The organism is Burkholderia glumae LMG 2196 = ATCC 33617 (assembly GCF_000960995.1).
GTDB lineage: Bacteria > Pseudomonadota > Gammaproteobacteria > Burkholderiales > Burkholderiaceae > Burkholderia > Burkholderia glumae.
Window position 1 is genome coordinate 3528352 of record NZ_CP009435.1, and the last position, 18589, is coordinate 3546940.

Genomic DNA, 18589 nt, shown 5'->3' on the forward strand with positions numbered 1-18589 from the left:
CCCGAGCGGCGCCTCGCTCAGTCCGGCACGCCGCTAAGACGCGGCAACGCCGCCAGTGCATTCGCCGAGGTCGCGCGCGCGATCGCGTCGGCCGCGCTGCCGCGCAGTGCGGCGATCGCCGCGCCGATGCGCGGCACCTGGTCGGGCGTGTTGCGCTGCTTGTAGCGCCACTCGGGGGCGATGTCGGGGGCGTCGGTTTCCACCACCAGCGCCTCCAGCGGCAGTTGTTCCGCGAGCCGCCGAATCTGTCGCGCGCGCTCGAACGTCACGTTGCCGCCGAAGCCGAGATGCAGCCCGTGCGCGATGAACGCCTCGGCCTGCTGAAAGCTGCCGTTGAACGCGTGCGCGATGCCGCATCGCACGCCGTAGCGGCGCAGGCCGGCCAGCACGCGGTCCTGCGACTTGCGTACGTGGCAGAGCACCGGCAGGTCGAACTCGCGCGCGAGCCTCAGCTGCTCGTAATAGAAATGCTCCTGGCGCGAATTGTCGAGTCCGTCCACGAAGTAATCGAGGCCGATCTCGCCGATCGCGACGAAGCGCGGATCGGCAAGGCTCGCCTCGATCTCCAGGCGCAGGCGCTCGAGATCCTCGTCGCGCGCGGCCGGAGTCAACAGCGGATGGATGCCGAGCGCGTAGCTGCCGCCCGCGGTGCGATGCGCGAGTTCGCGCACCACCTCGAAATTGCCGCGCCCGACGCTCGGGATCACGATGCCCGACACGCCCGCCGCCCGCGCCGCGCACGCCACCGCGTCGCGGTCCGCGTCGAATTCACCGGCGTCGAGATGGCAGTGCGTATCGATCCACATGGCCTCAGGCGGGCACGGCCGGCTCCGCGTGCAGCACGCCGTCGCGCAGCCGCAGGATACGGTCGCAGCGCGCGGCCAGCTCAGGGTCGTGCGTGACGATCACGAAGCTCGTGTCGAGCGTGCGCGACAATTCGAGCATGAGGTTGAACACATGATCGGCGGTGCTGCCGTCGAGGTTGCCGGTCGGCTCGTCGGCCAGCACGCAGGCCGGCTTCGTGACGAGCGCGCGCGCCACCGCCACACGCTGCCGCTCGCCGCCCGACAGCTCGCCGGGGCGATGCTTGGCGCGATGGCCGAGACCGACCCGCTCGAGCATCTCCTGCGCTTGATGGCGCGCCTCGGCCGTGGACAAGCGGCGAATCCGCAGCGGCATCGCGACGTTGTCGAGCGCCGAGAATTCCGGCAGCAGATGGTGGAACTGATAGACGAAGCCGAGCGCGCGATTGCGCAGATCGTTGCGTTCGCGCTCGGCGAGCCGCGTAAACGGCTTGCCGAGCAGCGCCACCTCGCCCGTGCCCGGCTCGTCGAGCCCGCCCAGCACGTGCAGCAGCGTGCTCTTGCCGGAGCCGGAGGCGCCCACGATCGCGAGCTTCTCGCCGCGATGCACGGTGACCGAGGCGCTCGCCAGCACGCGCACGTCCAGGCCGCCCTGGCCGAACGACTTGGTGATGCCGCTCGCCTCGAGCACGACTTCGCGCGCGCCGGCCCGTTGATTGTCGTTCTGGTTCATTGCCTGTTCCACGATTCGGTCATTCATAGCGCAGCGCCTCCGCCGGACGCACCTTCGCGGCGCGCCAGCTCGGATAGAGCGTGGCCACGGCCGACAGCACGAACGCGATCACGCCGATCCGGATCACGTCGCCCGCGACGAGCTGCGACGGCAGTTCGCTGATGAAATAGACCGACGGCGGCAGGAACTGCACGCCGAACGCGTGCTCGATCATCGGAATCAGCCACGGAATGCTCCAGGCGATCAGGCTGCCGAGCGCGACGCCCGAGAGCGTGCCGACGAAGCCCACCGTCACGCCCTGCACCACGAAGATCTTCATGATCGAGCCGGGCTGCGCGCCGAGCGTGCGTAGGATCGCGATGTCGGCCTGCTTGTTGGTGACCGTCATCACCAGCGACGAGACGAGATTGAACGCCGCCACCGCGATGATCAGCGTCAGGATGATGAACATCATGCGCTTCTCGATCTTCACGGCCGAGAACCAGGTCTTGTTCTGCTGGGTCCAGTCACGGATGTAGAGCTCGCCCGACAGCGAATGCGACAGCTCCACCGCCACCTGCGGCGCGCGCTGCATGTCCTTCAGGCGCAGCCGCACGCCGGTCGGCGCGGGCAGGCGGAACAGCGTCTGCGCGTCGTGGATGTCGATCATCGCGAGCGTGCTGTCGTATTCGTAATGCCCCGACTCGAACACGCCCACCACCGTGAACTGCTTCAGGCGCGGCAGCATGCCGGCCGGCGTGATGGTGCCTTCGGGCGCGACCAGCGTGACCTTGTCGCCCACCGTCACGCCGAGATTGCTGGCCAGCGCGGTGCCCAGCACGATGCCGAAGCCGCCCGGCTGCAGCGCCGCGAGCGAGCCGGCCCGCATGTCCTTGCCGACGTCCGACACCTGCGGCTCGAGGGTGGGGTCGACGCCGCGCAGCATCACGCCGCTCACGGCATCCTGGCGCGTCAGCAAGGCCTGGGCCTCGACATAGGGCGCGCTGCCGATCACCTCCGGGTTGCGGCGCGCCTCGCTGGCGGTCCGCTGCCAGTCCGGCATCGAGCCGGTCGGCGAGAAGATCTCCACGTGCGCGAGCACCGACAGCATGCGGTCGCGCACCTGGGTCTGAAAGCCGTTCATCACCGACAGCACGACGATCAGCGCCGCGACGCCGAGCGCGATGCCGAGCATCGACACGGCCGCGATGAACGAGATGAAACCGTTGCCGGTCGTGCGTTTGCCGGCACGCGTATAGCGCCAGCCGATCTGCCATTCGTACGGGAGTTTCAAGCGGGTCCTTTTCACTGGTTGCGGCGGCCGCAGCCGGCCGCGCATTCCGGCACGCGGCGCGCGGCATCGCATCGTCGATCACGCGCGAAGTTTGCCACATCTTGCTTAAGCATCTCTGAAAAAACGCCGCACCGGTCAGCGGCAGCGGACGCCCGCCGACATGCCGGACTCAGGCCGGCAACCGGCCGGCCGGCGCACCGCCGGGGCGCACCCGGCAGCATTTCGGACGGCCCGCCGGACGAGCACCCGGCACCCGGCCCGGCCGGCCCTCCGGTGTCGCGCAGCGCGCTGCCGGAGCCGCCCGACCCAGCCGTTTGGCCTACAATGCGCACCATCATGCCTGCCCGCCCTTCCCCCCGTCGCCTCCATTTCATGCTGCCGTTCGCCCTGCCGCGCGCCGCCGACGCGGCCGCGTCGCTGCGCGATCTGGCCAGCCCCGCGCTGGCCGCCCTGCTGGCCCGCGCGCACCTCGTCGAGCACATGCCGGGCGAGGACTTCCAGCGCACGCTGCCGCACGAGCGCTGGCTCGCCGCGCGCTTCGGCGCGATCGACGGCGACGCGGCCGACGAGGCGCCGCTCGCCCCGTACATGCTGCTCGCCGACGGCGGCACGCCCGGCGACACGCCGTGGGCCTGCGTGCAGCCGGTCCATGTGCAGATCGCAACCGATCATCTGGTGCTGATCGATCCCACCGCGCTGGCCCTGCCCGAGGCCGAGGCGGCCACCCTGCTCGCCGTCGCGCGCCCGCTCGTCGAGGAGCTCGGGGTGCGGCTGCAGGCGCCGGACCCGCGGCGCTGGTATCTGTCGAGCCAGGCGCTCGCGGCGCTGGCCGGCGCCGCGCCGCTGCGCGCGAGCGGCCGCAACATCGAGATCTGGCTGCCGCACGAAGCGAAGACGGGCGAGCGCTCGCGCCTCTGGATGAAACTGCAGAACGAGGTGCAGATGGCCTGGTTCGGACACCCCGTCAACGAGGCGCGCGAGGCGCGCGGCCAGTTCAGCGCCAACTCGATCTGGTTCCACGGGCAGGGCACGCTGCGGCCCGTCACGAGCCCGTTCGCGCGCGTGCTGTCGAGCGCGAGCGCGACCCGCGGGCTCGCGCTCGCGGCGCGGGTGCCGGCCGCCGCGCCGCCGGCCGCGTTCGGCGCGCTGGAGGCGGCCGGCATGGCGCCCGACATCAGCGGCGGCGACGGGCGCGCGACGCTGATCGAACTCGACACGCTCACCGTGCCGTTCATCCAGCAGGACTGGCACGGCTGGCGCGCGGCGCTCGACGAGCTCGAGCGCGACTGGTTCGCGCCGGCGCTCGCCGCGCTGCGCACGGGCGGGCTGCACGAACTCGCGCTCACGCTCTGCGGCGACACCAGCTCGACGACGCTCGCCGTGACGCGCGGCGCGCTCCGCAAATTCTGGCGGCGCCGCACGCTCGCCTCCCTGTTCGAATAAGCACACCGCATGACCCGAATCGTCACCCGCCGCGCCTCCCCCGCCGACGCCGAAGCCCTCGCACGGCACGGCCTGCACCCCGTGCTCGCCCGCCTCTACGCGGCGCGCGGCGTCACCTGCCCCGAGGACATCGAGACCACGCTCGCACGGCTCGTGCCGCCCGGGGGCCTAAAGGGCTGCGACGCGGCCGCCGCGCTGCTGGCCGACGCACTGGCCGCCGGCAAGCGGATGCTGGTGGTGGCCGACTACGACTGCGACGGCGCGACCGCCTGCGCGGTAGCGGTACGCGGGCTGCGCATGCTCGGCGCGACCATCGACTATCTGGTGCCGAACCGGTTCGAGTACGGCTACGGCCTCACGCCCGAGATCGTCCGGCTCGCCGCCGCGCGCCGGCCCGACCTGCTGATCACGGTCGACAACGGCATCGCCAGCGTCGAGGGCGTGGCTGCCGCCAACGCGCTCGGCATCGACGTGCTGGTGACCGACCACCACCTGCCCGGCAGCACGCTGCCGGCCGCGCGCGCGATCGTGAACCCCAACCAGCCCGGCTGCACATTCCCGAGCAAGCACATCGCCGGCGTCGGCGTGATGTTCTACGTGCTGCTCGCGCTGCGCGCCGAGCTGCGGCGCCGCAACGCGTTCGATGCCGCGCGCCCCGAGCCGCGCCTGGACGGCCTGCTCGACCTCGTCGCGCTCGGCACCGTGGCAGACGTGGTGCGCCTCGACGGCAACAACCGCGTGCTGGTGGCGCAGGGCCTGCAGCGCATCCGCAACGGCCGCATGCAGCCCGGCATCGCCGCGCTGTTCCGCGCCGCCGCGCGCGAGGCGCGCAGCGCCTCGGCGTTCGACCTCGGCTTCGGCCTCGGGCCGCGCCTGAACGCGGCGGGCCGGCTGTCGGACATGTCGCTCGGCATCGAATGCCTGACCACCGACGACGCCGGCCGCGCCTGGGAGCTGGCGCAGCAGCTCGACACCATGAACCGCGAGCGCCGCGAGATCGAGGCCGGCATGCAGCAGCAGGCGCTGGCCGACCTGGCCAGCGTCGATCCGGCCGAGGCGGCCACCATCACGCTGTTCAATCCCGACTGGCACCAGGGCGTGATCGGCATCGTCGCGGGCCGGCTCAAGGAAAAGTTTCACCGGCCGTCGTTCACGTTCGCGCACGCCGACGACAGCGGCGCGCGCGTGAAGGGCTCGGGCCGCTCGATTCCCGGGTTCCATCTGCGCGACGCGCTCGACCTCGTCTCGAAACGCGAACCGGACCTGCTCGTCACGTTCGGCGGCCACGCGATGGCGGCCGGCGTCACGCTCGAGACGCACAACGTGCCGCGCTTCGCGGCCGCGTTCGAGGCGGTGGCGCGCGAATGGCTGTCCGCCGACGCGCTCGCGCGCGTGATCGAAACCGACGGCGACCTTGAAGACGCCTATTTCACGCCGCAGTTCGTCGAGCTGATCGACGCAGCCGTCTGGGGCCAGGGCTTTCCGGCGCCGCTGTTCTCGGGCGAGTTCGAGGTGGCCTCGCAGACGCTCGTCAAGGACAAGCACCTGAAGCTGCAGCTGGCGCGCGGCCGCCAGCGCTTCGGCGCCATCTGGTTCAACCACACCGAACCGCTGCCCGCGCGCGCGACGCTCGCCTACCGGCTCGCAGCCGACACCTGGAACGGCGTCACGCGCGTGCAGTTGATCGTCGAACACGCGGCCTGAGCGGGCGCGAAAGCGCTGCCGGCGCCGCCGGCGCCGCCGGCGAGGCGGATCGCCCCGCTTCGGCCGCGGCAGCGGCGCGAGCCCGCGCCCGACGCCGGCCGCGGCCCGCCGCCGCTGTTCCTGTCCGATTTTCCCGCATGCCGGCGGTGCGGCGCCGCGCGCCTGCCCGGCGGCGCGCCCCGGTCGGCTATAATTTCGCCTTTTCACGAAGCCGGAAAAGCGATCAACACCATGGAAGCGGAACGCCTCAACGCGATCGAAAGCTCTCTCTCGGACCTGCGCCGGCGCGCGGGCGAGCTACGGGGGTATCTTTGACTACGACGCCAAGTCCGCGCGTCTAGCCGAAGTCAACAAGGAACTCGAAGACCCGAACGTCTGGAACGATTCGAAGAACGCCCAGGCGCTCGGCCGCGAGAAGAAGTCGCTCGAGGGCGTCGTGCTGACGCTGAGCGCGCTCGACGACGATCTGCGCGACGCGAGCGACCTGTTCGAGCTGGCGCGTGAAGAGAACGACGAGGACACGCTCGTGGCGAGCGAGAGCGATGCCGCCGCGCTGGAAAAGCGCGTGGCGGACATCGAGTTCCGCCGGATGTTTTCGAACCCGGCCGATCCGAACAACTGCTTCATCGACATCCAGGCCGGCGCGGGCGGCACCGAGGCCTGCGACTGGGCGTCGATGCTGCTGCGCCAGTACCTGCGCTACTGCGAGCGCAAGGGCTTCAAGGCCGAAGTGCTCGAGGAATCCGACGGCGACGTGGCAGGCATCAAGAATGCGACGATCAAGGTGACGGGCGACTACGCCTACGGCTTCCTGCGCACCGAGACCGGCATCCACCGCCTCGTGCGCAAGTCGCCGTTCGACTCGTCGGGTGGCCGCCATACCTCGTTCTCGTCGGTGTTCGTCTATCCCGAGATCGACGATTCGATCGAGGTCGAGGTGAACCCGGCCGATCTGCGCATCGACACCTACCGGGCTTCCGGCGCGGGCGGCCAGCACATCAACAAGACCGACTCGGCGGTGCGCATCACGCACATGCCGACCGGCATCGTGGTGCAGTGCCAGAACGACCGCTCGCAGCACCGCAACCGCGCCGAAGCGATGGCCATGCTGAAGTCGCGCCTCTACGAGGCCGAGATGCGCAAGCGTCAGGCCGAGCAGGACAAGCTCGAGTCGAGCAAGACGGACGTGGGCTGGGGCCATCAGATCCGCTCCTACGTGCTGGACCAGAGCCGCGTGAAGGATCTGCGCACCAATGTCGAAATGAGCAACACCAAAGCCGTGCTCGACGGCGACCTCGACGACTTCATCGGCGCGAGCCTGAAACAGGGCGTCTGAGCGCTTGCGGCGCCGCGCCTGCGGCCGCCTGCGGGCAGCGAGCCGGCGCCGCAAGCGGCGTGCGGCATGCCAGGCAGCGGCCCGCGCCGCCGCTGCCTGGCTGCACGCCGCACCCGAGTTACCCATCGAATTCCGACCATCATGACCGAACCGACCCAACCGCAGGCCGCGCCCGCGACCGACGAAAACCAGATCATCGCCGAGCGCCGCGAAAAGCTGCGCGCGCTGCGCGAGCAAGGCATCGCCTACCCGAACGACTTCCAGCCCACGCACCACGCGGCCGACCTGCAGTCGACCTACGCAGATGCCGACAAGGAGGCGCTCGAAGCGCAGCCGCTCGAGGTCCGGCTCGCGGGCCGGATGATGCTCAAGCGCGTGATGGGCAAGGCGAGCTTCGCGACCGTGCAGGACGGCTCGGGCCAGATCCAGTTCTTCGTGACGCCGGCCGACGTCGGCGCCGAGACCTACGATGCGTTCAAGAAGTGGGACCTCGGCGACATCGTCGCCGCACGCGGCGTGCTGTTCCGCACCAACAAGGGCGAGCTGTCGGTCAAGTGCAGCGAGCTGCGGCTGCTGTCGAAGGCGCTGCGCCCGCTGCCGGACAAGTTCCACGGCCTGGCGGACCAGGAGATGCGCTATCGGCAGCGCTACGTCGACCTGATCGTCACGCCCGAGACGCGCAACACCTTCCGCGCGCGCACCAAGGCGATCGCGTCGATCCGCAAGTTCATGAGCGACGCCGAGTTCATGGAAGTCGAGACGCCGATGCTGCATCCGATCCCGGGCGGCGCGGCCGCCAAGCCGTTCATCACGCATCACAACGCGCTCGACATGCAGATGTTCCTGCGCATCGCCCCGGAGCTGTACCTGAAGCGCCTGATCGTCGGCGGCTTCGAGCGCGTGTTCGAAATCAACCGGAATTTCCGTAACGAGGGCGTCTCGCCGCGCCACAATCCGGAATTCACGATGATGGAGTTCTATGCCGCCTACACCGACTACCGCTGGCTGATGGACTTCACCGAGCAGCTGATCCGCCAGGCCGCGATCGACGCGCTCGGCACCGCCACGATCCAGTACCAGGGCCGCGAGCTCGATCTCGCCAGGCCGTTTCACCGCCTCACGATCACGCAGGCGATCCAGAAGTACGCCCCCGGCTACGGCGACGCGCAGCTCGCCGATCCGGCCTTCCTGCGCACCGAACTGAAGCGCTTCGGCGTGGACGTGGGCCAGCCCGCGTTCCTGAACGCCGGGCTCGGCGCGCTGCAGCTCGCGCTGTTCGAGGAAACCGCCGAGTCGCAGCTGTGGGAGCCGACCTACATCATCGACTACCCGGTCGAGGTCTCGCCGCTCGCGCGCGCCTCCGACACGGTGCCCGGCATCACCGAGCGCTTCGAGCTGTTCATGACGGGCCGCGAGATCGCCAACGGCTTCTCGGAGCTCAACGACCCGGAAGACCAGGCCGCGCGCTTCAAGAAGCAGGTCGAGCAGAAGGACGCCGGCGACGAGGAAGCGATGTTCTTCGACGCCGACTATATCCGCGCGCTCGAATACGGCATGCCGCCGACGGGCGGCTGCGGGATCGGCATCGACCGCCTCGTGATGCTGCTGACCGACAGCCCGACGATTCGAGACGTGCTGCTGTTCCCGCATTTGCGCCGCGAGGACTGAGGCGCGGCCGCCGGATCGCTCGCGCAGCTGCGGCGCGCGATCCGGCAGCAGGAGCCGGCCGTCCCGCAACACGTTCGAAAGCTTTGTAACGGCGCGTAAAATCTCCCGCCGGCGGCGCACGGCAATTGCTCGGGCGCGCCCGGCGCCGGCCCGGCCGCTGCGCCCTTCCCCTGGCCTGGCACCCGGCGCGCTCGCTGCCCGCAGCCGGCAATCGTTACAACTTGATACCGCCCCCCGTGCCCGCTTGATCGACACTTGCCGACAGAAAATAACGCACAACGAGTGCGTAGGAGAGTCGACATGGATAACTCGAACAACGCTACGAATTCCACCGCATCCGCACCCAACAAGCGGCTACACCCGCTGGTGGCCACCGCCGCCGGCGCCGTGATCGTCGCGAGCCTGGTGGCCACCGCCGCGATCACCGGAGTGCTGCCGAAGGCCGGCGGCACCCCGGCGGCCGGCACGCCGCCCGCTGCAGTGGATACCGCCGCGCCGGCCAACGGCGCGTCCGGCTCCGCCATGATGCAGGCCCAGCAGCGGATGCCGGCGCCCGCAGTCGCGCGCGCCTCGACGCAAAGCGCGCCGCCCGCCACACCGCAGCCGCAATACGCGCAGCAGCCCGCCGAGCCGGTCTCGGTGTGCCACACCTGCGGCACCGTGGTCGCCATTACCGAGACGCGCACCGAGGGGCAAGCCACCGGGCTTGGCGCCGTCGGCGGGGCCGCGGCGGGCGGCCTGGTCGGCAACCAGTTCGGCCGCGGCGGCGGCCGCACCGCAATGACGATTCTCGGCGCGCTCGGCGGCGGCCTCGCCGGCAATTCGGTCGAGAAGCACCTGCGCAGCGAAACCGACTATCACGTGCGCGTGCGCATGGAGAACGGCACGACCCGCACGTTCATCTATCGCAACCCGCCGCCGTTCGGCGAGGGCCAGCGCGTTCACGTCGAACGCGGCACGCTGGTGGCGGGCTGAGCCGCTCTCCCCCGTACAGGGCAGCGCGGCACCGGAGCCAAAACAAAACGCCTCGCGATCATCGGATCGCGAGGCGTTTTGCATGGCAAGGCCACCGCATCGGCGGCAGCGCAAGCGCGGCCGGCGCAGCGAGCGCCCGGCAGTTCGCGGGCGCCGCCGCCAGGCTTTAGGCGTCGTCGTAGTCCGCTTCGTCGATCCAGAGCAACTGGATCGCCTCCAGGATCTTCTCGCCCGAGCGGTCCGGCGCATCGTCGAAGCCGTCGAGTCCGAGCACCCACTGATGCAGGTCCGTGAAGCGGATCGTCCTCGGGTCCACCTCGGGATACTTGTCGGCGAGCGCCATCGCGATCTCGCGTGAATCGGTCCATTTCATCGTCGCACCTCGTGACGGGTTGGGATCAATGATTCTCTTTGGCGTGATTGATCGTGTACCTCGGGATCTCGACGACGAGATCCGAATCGTCCTTCACGATCGCCTGGCACGACAGACGTGAGTGCGGCTCGAGGCCCCAGGCGCGATCGAGCAGATCGTCCTCGTCGTCGTCGGACGGATCGAGCGCGTTGAAGCCTTCGCGCACGATCACGTGGCAGGTCGTGCAGGCGCACGACTTCTCGCACGCGTGCTCGATCTCGATGCCGTTGTCGAGCAGGTTGTCGCAGATGCTCTTGCCGGGCGTCGCGTCGATCACCGCGCCGTCCGGACAGAGTTCCACGTGGGGCAGCACTACGAGTTGAGGCATGTTGGTTCCGTGATTCGTCGATGGCGCGCCGCGCCGCATCGCATCGCGCCCGCGCGCGATGCCGGTTTCAGATTTCGTCGAGCTTGCGCCCCGCGAGCGCACGCCGGATGTTCTTGTCCATGCGCCGCGCCGCGAATTCGTCGGTGCCCGCGGCGAGCGCCTTGGTGGCCGCCTCGATCGCGTCGGTGTCGTCGCCGCCGGCCAGCGCGCGCACCTTCGCGATCAGTGCGTCCACCGCCGCGCGCTCGTGTGCGTCGAGCAGGTCCGCGTCGATCGCGAGCGCCGCCTCGGTCGCCTCGACGATGCGCTGCGCCTCGACCTGCGCCTCGCGCAGCGCGCGGGCGCGCATATCGACCTCGGCAGCCTGGAAGCTGTCCTCGAGCATCTTCGCGATGTCGTCGTCGGCAAGCCCGTAGGACGGCTTCACCACCACCGACGCCTCGACGCCCGAGTGCTGCTCGCGCGCGAACACCGACAGCAGCCCGTCCGCGTCCACCTGGTAGGTCACGCGAATCCGCGCCGCGCCGGCCGACATCGGCGGGATGCCGCGCAGCTCGAAGCGCGCGAGCGAACGGCAGTCGGCCACCAGCTCACGCTCGCCCTGCACGACGTGGATCGCCATCGCGGTCTGGCCGTCCTTGAAGGTCGTGAATTCCTGCGCACGCGCGACCGGGATCGTCGAGTTGCGCGGGATGATCTTCTCGACGAGGCCGCCCATGGTTTCCACGCCGAGCGACAGCGGGATCACGTCGAGCAGCAGCCAGTCGTCGCCGTTCGCGCGATTGCCGGCCAGCAGATCGGCCTGCACCGCCGCGCCGAGAGCCACCACCTGATCCGGGTCGAGATTGACGAGGGGCGGCTGGCCGAAGAAACGCTCCACGGCCGCGCGGATCACCGGCATGCGCGTGGCGCCGCCCACCAGCACCACGCCCTTGATCTCGGCGGTGCTCACCTGCGCGTCGCGCAACGCCTTGCGCGTCGGCGCGAGGGTACGCGCCACGAGCGGCTCGACGAGCGCGGCAAATGCCTCGGCCGTGATGGTCTGCGAGATCGCCACGCCGCTCGACAGCGTCAACTCGAACGCGGCCTGCGGCTGATCGGTGAGCGCTTCCTTGACGGCGCGCGCGCGATCGAGCAGCGCGCGCACGTCCTCGGCCGGCAGCGAGGCGGCCTCGATGCCGGCCGTCGCCAGCACCTGCGCGAACAGCGCGTGGTCGAAGTCGTCGCCGCCGAGCGCCGAATCGCCGCCCGCCGCGAGCACCTCGAACACGCCCTTGGTCAGCTTCAGGATCGACAGGTCGAAGGTGCCGCCGCCGAGGTCGTAAATGGCGTAGAGCCCTTCCGAGCCGTTGTCGAGGCCGTAGGCGATCGCGGCCGCGGTCGGCTCGTTCAGCAGCCGCAGCACGTTCAGGCCGGCGAGCCGCGCGGCGTCCTTGGTCGCCTGGCGCTGCGCGTCGTCGAAATAGGCGGGCACGGTGATCACCGCGCCGACGAGATCGTCGCCGAGCGTGTCCTCGGCGCGCTGGCGCAGCGTCGCGAGGATCTCGGCCGATACCTCGACCGGGCTCTTCACGCCGTCGACGGTGCGGATCTGCACCATGCCGGGCGCGTCGACGAAATCGTAGGGGGCGTTCGCCGCGTGCTCGACCTCGGCCTTGCCGCGGCCCATGAAGCGCTTGACCGAGACGATCGTGTTGCGCGGATCGCTGGCCGCCGCGTCCCTGGCCGCGTGGCCGATCCGGCGGCCGCCCTTTTCGAGGTAGCGGACCACGGACGGCAGCAGCACGCGGCCTTCGTCGTCGGGCAGCACTTCGGGCACGCTGTTGCGCACCGACGCGACGAGCGAGTTCGTCGTGCCGAGATCGATGCCGACGGCGAGACGCCGCTGATGCGGCGCGGGCGCCATGCCGGGTTCGGAGATTTGCAGTAAAGCCATCGGTATCTTCGGTGAGGGGCCTGCGGCCCCGCGTGCATCGCGCGCCGTGTGCGAGACACGGCGAAGCACGGTTAATCTTCGAGACGTTCGATCTGCGCGGCCACTTCGGCGGCCACCCGCTCGATGAACATCAACTGCCGCACGGCCTCGGCCGCGCCCTGGTCGGAGCCGCTGTCGAGCAACGCCGCGAGCTTGTCGAAGCGCGTGCGCTTCTCGTCGCGCAGTTCGGCGAGCAGCGCGTCGAGCGCCGGCACGTTCTGCGCGCCTGCCGCATCCTCGATCGCCTCGCGCCACTCCATCTGCTGCATCAGGAATGCCGGCTCCATCGCCGTGTTGCTTTCCGCGCCGACGTCCGCCCCGCGCAGCGACAGCAGGTAGATCGCGCGCCTGAGCGGATCGCGCAGCGTCTGGTATGCCTCGTTGGCGCGCGTCGCCCACTGCATCGCGATGCGCTTCTGCGCGTCGCCGGCCGCGGCGAAGCGGTCCGGATGCACTTGCGACTGCACGGCGCGATAGGCCGTGTCGAGCGCGCCGGCATCGAGCGCGAACTGCGCCGGCAGATGAAAGAGTTCGAAATAGCTGTCTTTCAGCGAATTCATCGCGTGGCATCCCACCAGGGGTATCAGGCAGTGCAGGGGCGCGGCGCGTGCCGCACAAGAAAAAGGCGGCCAGTGCCGCCTGTGGTCCGCATCGCGCGGTTCGCCCTCAGACGCGGAACGACTCGCCGCAGCCGCACTCGTCCTTCACGTTCGGATTGTTGAACTTGAAGCCTTCGTTCAACCCTTCGCGCGCGAAATCGAGCTCGGTGCCGTCGATGTAGGCGAGGCTCTTCGGATCGACCACGACCTTCACGCCGTGGCTCTCGAACACCTGATCCTCGGCCGCCACGTCGTCGACATACTCGAGCTTGTAGGCAAGCCCCGAGCAACCGGTGGTGCGCACGCCGAGCCGCAGGCCCAGCCCCTTGCCGCGCCGCGTCAGGTACTTCTGCACGTGTTGCGCTGCTTTTTCGGTCAGTGTGATTGCCATGATGTTCCTGGTCGCACGCGTCGCACGCGTGCGTCTTCCTCGATAAACCTCACCCCCGGCCCTGCCGGCGGTGCACCGCACCTGCTGGCGGGACTCAGGCCGCCTGGCCGTCTTCCGCCGTCGCGTCGTGACGCTTGCGATAGTCGGCAACGGCCGCCTTGATGGCGTCCTCGGCCAGGATCGAGCAGTGGATCTTCACGGGCGGCAGCGCCAGTTCCTCGGCGATCTGCGTGTTCTTGATGGCCAGCGCCTCGTCGAGCGTCTTGCCCTTCACCCACTCGGTGACGAGCGAGCTTGAGGCGATCGCCGAACCGCAGCCATAGGTCTTGAACTTCGCGTCCTCGATCACGCCGTCGGTGCCGACGCGGATCTGCAGCTTCATCACGTCGCCGCAGGCCGGCGCGCCGACCATGCCGGTGCCGACCGCGTCGTCGTCCTTCGAGAACGAACCGACGTTGCGCGGGTTTTCGTAGTGATCCAGAACCTTGTTGCTGTAAGACATGTTCGACTCCTGTGCGTTACGTGTACGCGGCGCCGGGCCGCGCAACCTTCATTCAGTGTGCGGCCCACTCGATCGTCGAGAGGTCGATGCCGTCCTTGTGCATTTCCCAGAGCGGCGACAGGTCCCGCAGCTTGGCGATCTTGCCCTGCAGCAGCTTGATCACGTAGTCCACGTCCTGCTCGGTCGTGAAGCGGCCGACCGTGAAGCGGATCGAGCTGTGGGCGAGCTCGTCGTTGCGGCCGAGCGCGCGCAGCACGTAGGAAGGCTCCAGCGACGCCGAGGTGCAAGCCGAGCCGGACGACACCGCGACATCCTTGATCGCCATGATCAGCGATTCGCCTTCGACGAAGTTGAAGCTGATGTTGAGGTTGTGCGGAACCCGGTGCTCCATGTCGCCGTTCACGTAGGTTTCCTCGATCTGCGAGAGGCCGCGCAGCAGCTTGTCGCGCAACGCGCGCACCCGCTCGTTCTCGACCGCCATTTCCTCGCGCGCGATACGGAACGCCTCGCCCATGCCGACGATCTGGTGCGTCGCCAGCGTGCCCGAACGCATGCCGCGCTCGTGACCGCCGCCGTGCATCTGCGCCTCGATCCGCACGCGCGGCTTGCGGCGCACGTAGAGCGCGCCGATCCCCTTCGGGCCATAGGTCTTGTGGGCCGAGAACGACATCAGATCGACCTTCAGCTTCGCCAGATCGATCGCCACCTTGCCGGTCGACTGCGCCGCGTCGACGTGGAACACGATGCCCTTCTCGCGGCAGATCTCGCCGATCGTCTCGATGTCCTGGATCACGCCGATCTCGTTGTTGACGTGCATCACCGACACCAGGATCGTGTCGGGGCGCAGCGCGGCCTTGAACACTTCGAGGTCGATCAGGCCGTCGTCCTTCACGTCGAGATAGGTGAGCTCGAAGCCTTCGCGCTCGAGTTCGCGGCAAGTATCGAGCACGGCCTTGTGCTCGGTCTTCACCGTGATGACGTGCTTGCCCTTGCCCTGATAGAAGTGCGCCGCACCCTTGATCGCGAGATTGTCGGATTCGGTCGCGCCGGAGGTCCAGATGATCTCGCGCGGGTCCGCGTTCACGAGCGCCGCCACCTGTTCACGCGCCTCTTCCACCGCGCGTTCGGCATCCCAGCCGTAAGCGTGGCTGCGCGACGCAGGGTTGCCGAACTGCTCGCGCAGGTACGGCACCATCTTGTCGACCACGCGCGGATCGACCGGGGTCGTCGCGCTGTAGTCCATGTAGATGGGCAGGTGAGGAATATCGTTGTTCATCTGGCGCTCCGGGTATTCATTCAATGCAGGGACGATTCTTTTTTGTGTAGACAGGCGATGCGCGCGGGCAGCCGCGCGTCAGCGTCAAGAACTCGCGATGTTGAACACCGAGTTCGGCCCGAGCGGCATCGCGCGCACGGGCTCGACGGGCGCGGCCGGCTCCGGCGCGCGGCGGTCGCGCAGCACGGCGGGCGCCCCCTCTTTGGCGCGCTGCTGATCTACGAGATCCTGCAGCGACACCGAATCGAGGTATTCGACCATCTTCTGGTTGAGCGTGGACCAGAGCTCGTGCGTCATGCAGTGTCCGTCGGGCTGCTTGGTCCCTTCACAGGTCCCCTTCCCGCCGCACTGCGTCGCATCGAGCGGCTCGTCGACCGCGATGATGATGTCGGCCACCGTCACGTCGCCGGCACGGCGCGCGAGATTGTAGCCGCCGCCGGGACCGCGCACCGATTCGACGATCTCGTGCCGACGCAGCTTGCCGAACAGCTGCTCCAGGTACGAGAGCGAGATGCGTTGGCGCTGGCTGATGCCTGCAAGCGTCACCGGCCCCTGCTCCTGGCGCAGTGCCAAGTCAATCATCGCCGTGACGGCGAAACGGCCTTTCGTGGTGAGTCTCATAGTCGTAGGGGACAGCAATCTTGACGATTTTGGTCAAGTATAAATATCTGACATTTTTAGTCAAGTATCCCTGGCCGCAAAAGGGGATTCGGCAGACGCTGCCTTGCGCCGCAGCGGCCCGGATCAGTCGGCGTCGTGCGCCCGCAGCGAGGCAAGCAGGCCGGCACAGGCCGCCTCGCACTGGTCGAGCACCTGCTCGAAGCCGGGCGCGCCGCCGAAATAGGGATCGGCCACTTCGCGCACGGCGCCGTCGCCGGCGAATTCCATCAGCAGCCGCAGCTTGTGGCGATGCTCGGCCGGCGCGCGGCGCCGCAACTCGGCCAGGTTGGCCTCGTCCATCGCGAGCAGCAGGTCGAAGCGCTCGAAATCGGCCGCCTCGATCTGCCGCGCACGCAGCGCGGAAAGATCGTAGCCGCGCGAGCGCGCGGCCTGCTGGGCGCGCGGGTCGGGCGGTGCGCCGACATGCCAGTCGCCGGTGCCGGCCGAATCGATCTCGATCACGTGTTCGAGGCCGGCCGCGCCGACCTGGGCGCGCATCACGCCCTCCGCAGTCGACGAGCGGCAGATATTGCCGAGACAGACGAAGCAAAGCGAGGCACGTTTCATCGGGCGGCCGGATGGCGGCCAGCGGCCGCGAAAAAGGGGAGCGCCATATTATACCGGCACGCCCCGTTTCGCGCGGACGGCAGGCCCGACATCAGAGCGCCCTGGCGGCGGCGATCGGCGTGGCCGACGCCGCGTCGGGCGATGCGCCGACGAGCCCGAACGACACCGTCCGGGCCAGCTCCGCCGACGCTTGCTCGATCGCCAGCGGCTCGCCCGGCCGCGCGACGGCCGAGGCGTGCAGGTAGGCGGCCGCGGCGAGCGGGACGATGATCGCGAGCGGCCAGTACATCGATATTGTCTTTTTCATGACGCGACCTCTTGGTGACTGCGCATCGGAACCGGTGCCCGATGCTGACCACCCCGATTCTATAGACCCCGCCTATTAAGAAAAACCATCAAATAGCGAACGCAGTGTTGTCGCGCAGCGAACAGTCGCACGATCCACAGCCATATTACTGACACGGATCAATATCGAATCGACGCGCTTCGCCGCGCCCGCCGCCCTGCCTCAGCCGAGGTGGCTCTGCGAGGCCGCGTAGAGCTCGCGAAAGGTTCGGCCGGTAGGCGTCGGCAGATCGCGCGTGTCGGTCCAGCCGGCGGCGAGCGGCAGACGCCGGATGCCGCGTCCCGCATCGCGCGTGCCGCCCAGGCGCTCGAGGACGCGCACGGCCAGCTTGCTGGCGAGGCCGTACAGCATGGGCCGGCGTGCCGCGAAGCCCCAGACGGCCAGCGCCGCCCGCTCGCGCCACGGCCGCAGGCGCCGCTCGACCTGCTTCTCGCGCAGCCGGCGCAGCAGGCCCGACAACGGAATGCCGACCGGACAGACGCTATCGCACTCGCCGCAAAGGGTGGCCGCCTGCGGCAGGTCGAGCGAACCTTCGAGCCCGGTGTAGCTGGGCGTCAGCACCGAGCCCATCGGCCCCGGATAGACCCAGCCGTAAGCGTGGCCGCCGATCTTCTGATAGACCGGACAATGATTCATGCAGGCGCCGCAGCGGATGCAGCGCAGCATCTCCTGGAATTCGCCGCCGAGCAGGCCGGTACGGCCGCCATCGACGAGCACCACGTAGTTGTGCTCCGGGCCGTCCTCGTCGCCGGGCCCGCGCGGCCCCGTCAGCAGCGAGAAATAATTCGAGACCTTCTGCCCGGTGGCCGAGCGCGGCAGCAGCCGCATCGCGGTGGCGAGATCCTCCAGCGTCGGCAGCACCTTCTCGATGCCGGTCACGGCCACGTGGACCCGCGGCATCACGGTGCACATGCCCTCGTTGCCCTCGTTCGTCACCAGCACCACCGAGCCGGTCTCGGCCACCACGAAGTTGCCGCCCGTCAGCCCCATGTCGGCATCGAGGAAATGCGAGCGCAGCATCTCGCGCGCCTCGCGCGTCATGTCAGGAATCTCGGTGAGCCGCGGGCGCCCATGCGCGGCGGCGAACAGATCGGCGATCTCGTCCTTGTCCTTGTGCAGCACCGGCGCAATGATGTGGCTCGGCGCCTCGTTGCCGTTGATCTGCAGGATGTACTCGCCCAGATCGGTCTCCACCGACTCCACGCCGATCTGCGCGAGCACCGCGTTGATACGCATCTCCTCGGACACCATCGACTTGGTCTTGATCACCTTCTTGACGTCGTGGCGCTGCGCGATGTCGGCCACGAGCGCCGCCGCGTCGGCCATCGATTCGGCGAACAGCACCGTCGTGCCGCGCCGCGCCGCCTCGCGTTCGAACGCCTCGAGCCAGATCTCGAGGTGCTCCAGCGCGCGGTTGCGAAGCGCCTTCAGCGCGGCGCGCGTCGCCGGGAAATCGATCTGCGCGATCGCGTCGGCACGGCCCGACACGAAATTCGTCGACAGCTTTTTGAGATTGTGCTGCAGGCGCTGGTCGGCGAGCTTCTGCCCCGCGCGGGCCTGGAACTGCATCGATTGGACTTGCATGGCTGGCTGACTCG

The 18589-nt window shown here is 69.1% G+C and carries 19 protein-coding genes; 5 read left to right on the forward strand and 14 right to left on the reverse strand.

What is annotated here, in order from left to right; all coding sequences use genetic code 11:
• Positions 1-17: 17 nt before the first annotated feature.
• From KS03_RS28330 to KS03_RS28340, 3 genes are read right to left on the reverse strand one after another with little or no spacing between them, the layout of a single operon-like run.
• Positions 18-806, reverse strand: coding sequence for a TatD family hydrolase (locus KS03_RS28330; protein ID WP_015876404.1), 789 nt, complete (start codon positions 804-806; stop codon positions 18-20).
• A gap of 4 nt (positions 807-810) precedes the next feature.
• Entirely contained in the window at positions 811-1563 is a 753-nt protein-coding gene (gene lolD, locus KS03_RS28335) for a lipoprotein-releasing ABC transporter ATP-binding protein LolD (RefSeq protein WP_015876405.1), read from the reverse strand.
• The gene (locus tag KS03_RS28340; RefSeq protein ID WP_015876406.1) at positions 1556-2809 is read right to left on the reverse strand and encodes a lipoprotein-releasing ABC transporter permease subunit; all 1254 of its coding nucleotides are present in this window, start codon (positions 2807-2809) and stop codon (positions 1556-1558) included. The genes lolD and KS03_RS28340 overlap by 8 nt, the downstream gene beginning before the upstream one ends.
• A 324-nt stretch (positions 2810-3133) precedes the next feature.
• Here KS03_RS28340 and KS03_RS28345 point away from each other — a divergent pair, with 324 nt between their 5' ends.
• The 5 genes from KS03_RS28345 to KS03_RS28365 all read left to right on the forward strand — a co-directional run bounded on the left by KS03_RS28345 (position 3134) and on the right by KS03_RS28365 (position 9935).
• Complete coding sequence (locus KS03_RS28345) at positions 3134-4252, forward strand: hypothetical protein (RefSeq protein WP_039204285.1); 1119 nt, start codon at positions 3134-3136, stop codon at positions 4250-4252.
• A gap of 9 nt (positions 4253-4261) precedes the next feature.
• The gene (gene recJ / locus KS03_RS28350; protein ID WP_015876408.1) at positions 4262-5956 is read left to right on the forward strand and encodes a single-stranded-DNA-specific exonuclease RecJ; all 1695 of its coding nucleotides are present in this window, start codon (positions 4262-4264) and stop codon (positions 5954-5956) included.
• A gap of 231 nt (positions 5957-6187) precedes the next feature.
• A protein-coding gene (gene prfB / locus KS03_RS28355; protein ID WP_100555746.1) for a peptide chain release factor 2 occupies positions 6188-7292 on the forward strand; the annotation gives its coding sequence in 2 pieces (ribosomal slippage) (positions 6188-6268 and positions 6270-7292; 1104 coding nt in all).
• 141 nt (positions 7293-7433) lie between these two features.
• Positions 7434-8960, forward strand: coding sequence for a lysine--tRNA ligase (gene lysS, locus KS03_RS28360; RefSeq protein ID WP_015876409.1), 1527 nt, complete (start codon positions 7434-7436; stop codon positions 8958-8960).
• A 300-nt stretch (positions 8961-9260) separates the two neighbouring features.
• On the forward strand, positions 9261-9935 hold the full coding sequence (locus KS03_RS28365; RefSeq protein ID WP_015876410.1) for a glycine zipper 2TM domain-containing protein: 675 nt from the start codon (positions 9261-9263) through the stop codon (positions 9933-9935).
• A gap of 166 nt (positions 9936-10101) precedes the next feature.
• On the opposite strand, the gene iscX is transcribed toward KS03_RS28365, so the two are convergent.
• From iscX to KS03_RS28420, 11 genes are all read right to left on the reverse strand, one after another.
• Positions 10102-10308, reverse strand: a complete 207-nt coding sequence (iscX, locus tag KS03_RS28370) for a Fe-S cluster assembly protein IscX (RefSeq protein WP_015876411.1) — start codon at positions 10306-10308, stop codon at positions 10102-10104.
• Positions 10309-10333: 25 nt separating this feature from the next.
• Complete coding sequence (gene fdx / locus KS03_RS28375) at positions 10334-10675, reverse strand: ISC system 2Fe-2S type ferredoxin (RefSeq protein WP_015876412.1); 342 nt, start codon at positions 10673-10675, stop codon at positions 10334-10336.
• 67 nt (positions 10676-10742) lie between these two features.
• On the reverse strand, positions 10743-12611 hold the full coding sequence (gene hscA / locus KS03_RS28380; RefSeq protein WP_015876413.1) for a Fe-S protein assembly chaperone HscA: 1869 nt from the start codon (positions 12609-12611) through the stop codon (positions 10743-10745).
• A 71-nt stretch (positions 12612-12682) separates the two neighbouring features.
• The gene (gene hscB, locus KS03_RS28385; RefSeq protein WP_015876414.1) at positions 12683-13210 is read right to left on the reverse strand and encodes a Fe-S protein assembly co-chaperone HscB; all 528 of its coding nucleotides are present in this window, start codon (positions 13208-13210) and stop codon (positions 12683-12685) included.
• Between the two features lie 106 nt (positions 13211-13316).
• Complete coding sequence (iscA, locus tag KS03_RS28390) at positions 13317-13640, reverse strand: iron-sulfur cluster assembly protein IscA (RefSeq protein ID WP_015876415.1); 324 nt, start codon at positions 13638-13640, stop codon at positions 13317-13319.
• 94 nt (positions 13641-13734) lie between these two features.
• A complete protein-coding gene (gene iscU / locus KS03_RS28395; protein ID WP_017424134.1) occupies positions 13735-14142 on the reverse strand; it encodes a Fe-S cluster assembly scaffold IscU in 408 nt (135 codons plus the stop codon).
• A 52-nt stretch (positions 14143-14194) separates the two neighbouring features.
• Positions 14195-15418 carry an IscS subfamily cysteine desulfurase gene (locus KS03_RS28400; RefSeq protein WP_015876417.1) on the reverse strand — a complete coding sequence of 408 codons (1224 nt, stop codon included), beginning with the start codon at positions 15416-15418 and terminating at the stop codon, positions 14195-14197.
• Between the two features lie 84 nt (positions 15419-15502).
• Complete coding sequence (gene iscR / locus KS03_RS28405) at positions 15503-16039, reverse strand: Fe-S cluster assembly transcriptional regulator IscR (protein ID WP_015876418.1); 537 nt, start codon at positions 16037-16039, stop codon at positions 15503-15505.
• Between the two features lie 123 nt (positions 16040-16162).
• A complete protein-coding gene (locus KS03_RS28410) occupies positions 16163-16645 on the reverse strand; it encodes a low molecular weight protein-tyrosine-phosphatase (RefSeq protein WP_015876419.1) in 483 nt (160 codons plus the stop codon).
• A gap of 91 nt (positions 16646-16736) precedes the next feature.
• Entirely contained in the window at positions 16737-16952 is a 216-nt protein-coding gene (locus KS03_RS28415) for a hypothetical protein (protein WP_015876420.1), read from the reverse strand.
• 201 nt (positions 16953-17153) lie between these two features.
• Positions 17154-18575, reverse strand: coding sequence for a lactate utilization protein B (locus KS03_RS28420; RefSeq protein WP_015876421.1), 1422 nt, complete (start codon positions 18573-18575; stop codon positions 17154-17156).
• Positions 18576-18589 lie beyond the last annotated feature (14 nt).

Coding starts and splice junctions, on each gene's coding strand:
- KS03_RS28330 (WP_015876404.1), bottom strand. CDS start 806: ATGTGGATCGATACGCACTGCCATCTCGACGCCGGTGAATTCGACGCG.
- lolD (WP_015876405.1), bottom strand. CDS start 1,563: ATGAATGACCGAATCGTGGAACAGGCAATGAACCAGAACGACAATCAA.
- KS03_RS28345 (WP_039204285.1), top strand. CDS start 3,134: ATGCGCACCATCATGCCTGCCCGCCCTTCCCCCCGTCGCCTCCATTTC.
- recJ (WP_015876408.1), top strand. CDS start 4,262: ATGACCCGAATCGTCACCCGCCGCGCCTCCCCCGCCGACGCCGAAGCC.
- lysS (WP_015876409.1), top strand. CDS start 7,434: ATGACCGAACCGACCCAACCGCAGGCCGCGCCCGCGACCGACGAAAAC.
- KS03_RS28365 (WP_015876410.1), top strand. CDS start 9,261: ATGGATAACTCGAACAACGCTACGAATTCCACCGCATCCGCACCCAAC.
- iscX (WP_015876411.1), bottom strand. CDS start 10,308: ATGAAATGGACCGATTCACGCGAGATCGCGATGGCGCTCGCCGACAAG.
- fdx (WP_015876412.1), bottom strand. CDS start 10,675: ATGCCTCAACTCGTAGTGCTGCCCCACGTGGAACTCTGTCCGGACGGC.
- hscA (WP_015876413.1), bottom strand. CDS start 12,611: ATGGCTTTACTGCAAATCTCCGAACCCGGCATGGCGCCCGCGCCGCAT.
- hscB (WP_015876414.1), bottom strand. CDS start 13,210: ATGAATTCGCTGAAAGACAGCTATTTCGAACTCTTTCATCTGCCGGCG.
- iscA (WP_015876415.1), bottom strand. CDS start 13,640: ATGGCAATCACACTGACCGAAAAAGCAGCGCAACACGTGCAGAAGTAC.
- iscU (WP_017424134.1), bottom strand. CDS start 14,142: ATGTCTTACAGCAACAAGGTTCTGGATCACTACGAAAACCCGCGCAAC.
- KS03_RS28400 (WP_015876417.1), bottom strand. CDS start 15,418: ATGAACAACGATATTCCTCACCTGCCCATCTACATGGACTACAGCGCG.
- iscR (WP_015876418.1), bottom strand. CDS start 16,039: ATGAGACTCACCACGAAAGGCCGTTTCGCCGTCACGGCGATGATTGAC.
- KS03_RS28410 (WP_015876419.1), bottom strand. CDS start 16,645: ATGAAACGTGCCTCGCTTTGCTTCGTCTGTCTCGGCAATATCTGCCGC.
- KS03_RS28415 (WP_015876420.1), bottom strand. CDS start 16,952: ATGAAAAAGACAATATCGATGTACTGGCCGCTCGCGATCATCGTCCCG.
- KS03_RS28420 (WP_015876421.1), bottom strand. CDS start 18,575: ATGCAAGTCCAATCGATGCAGTTCCAGGCCCGCGCGGGGCAGAAGCTC.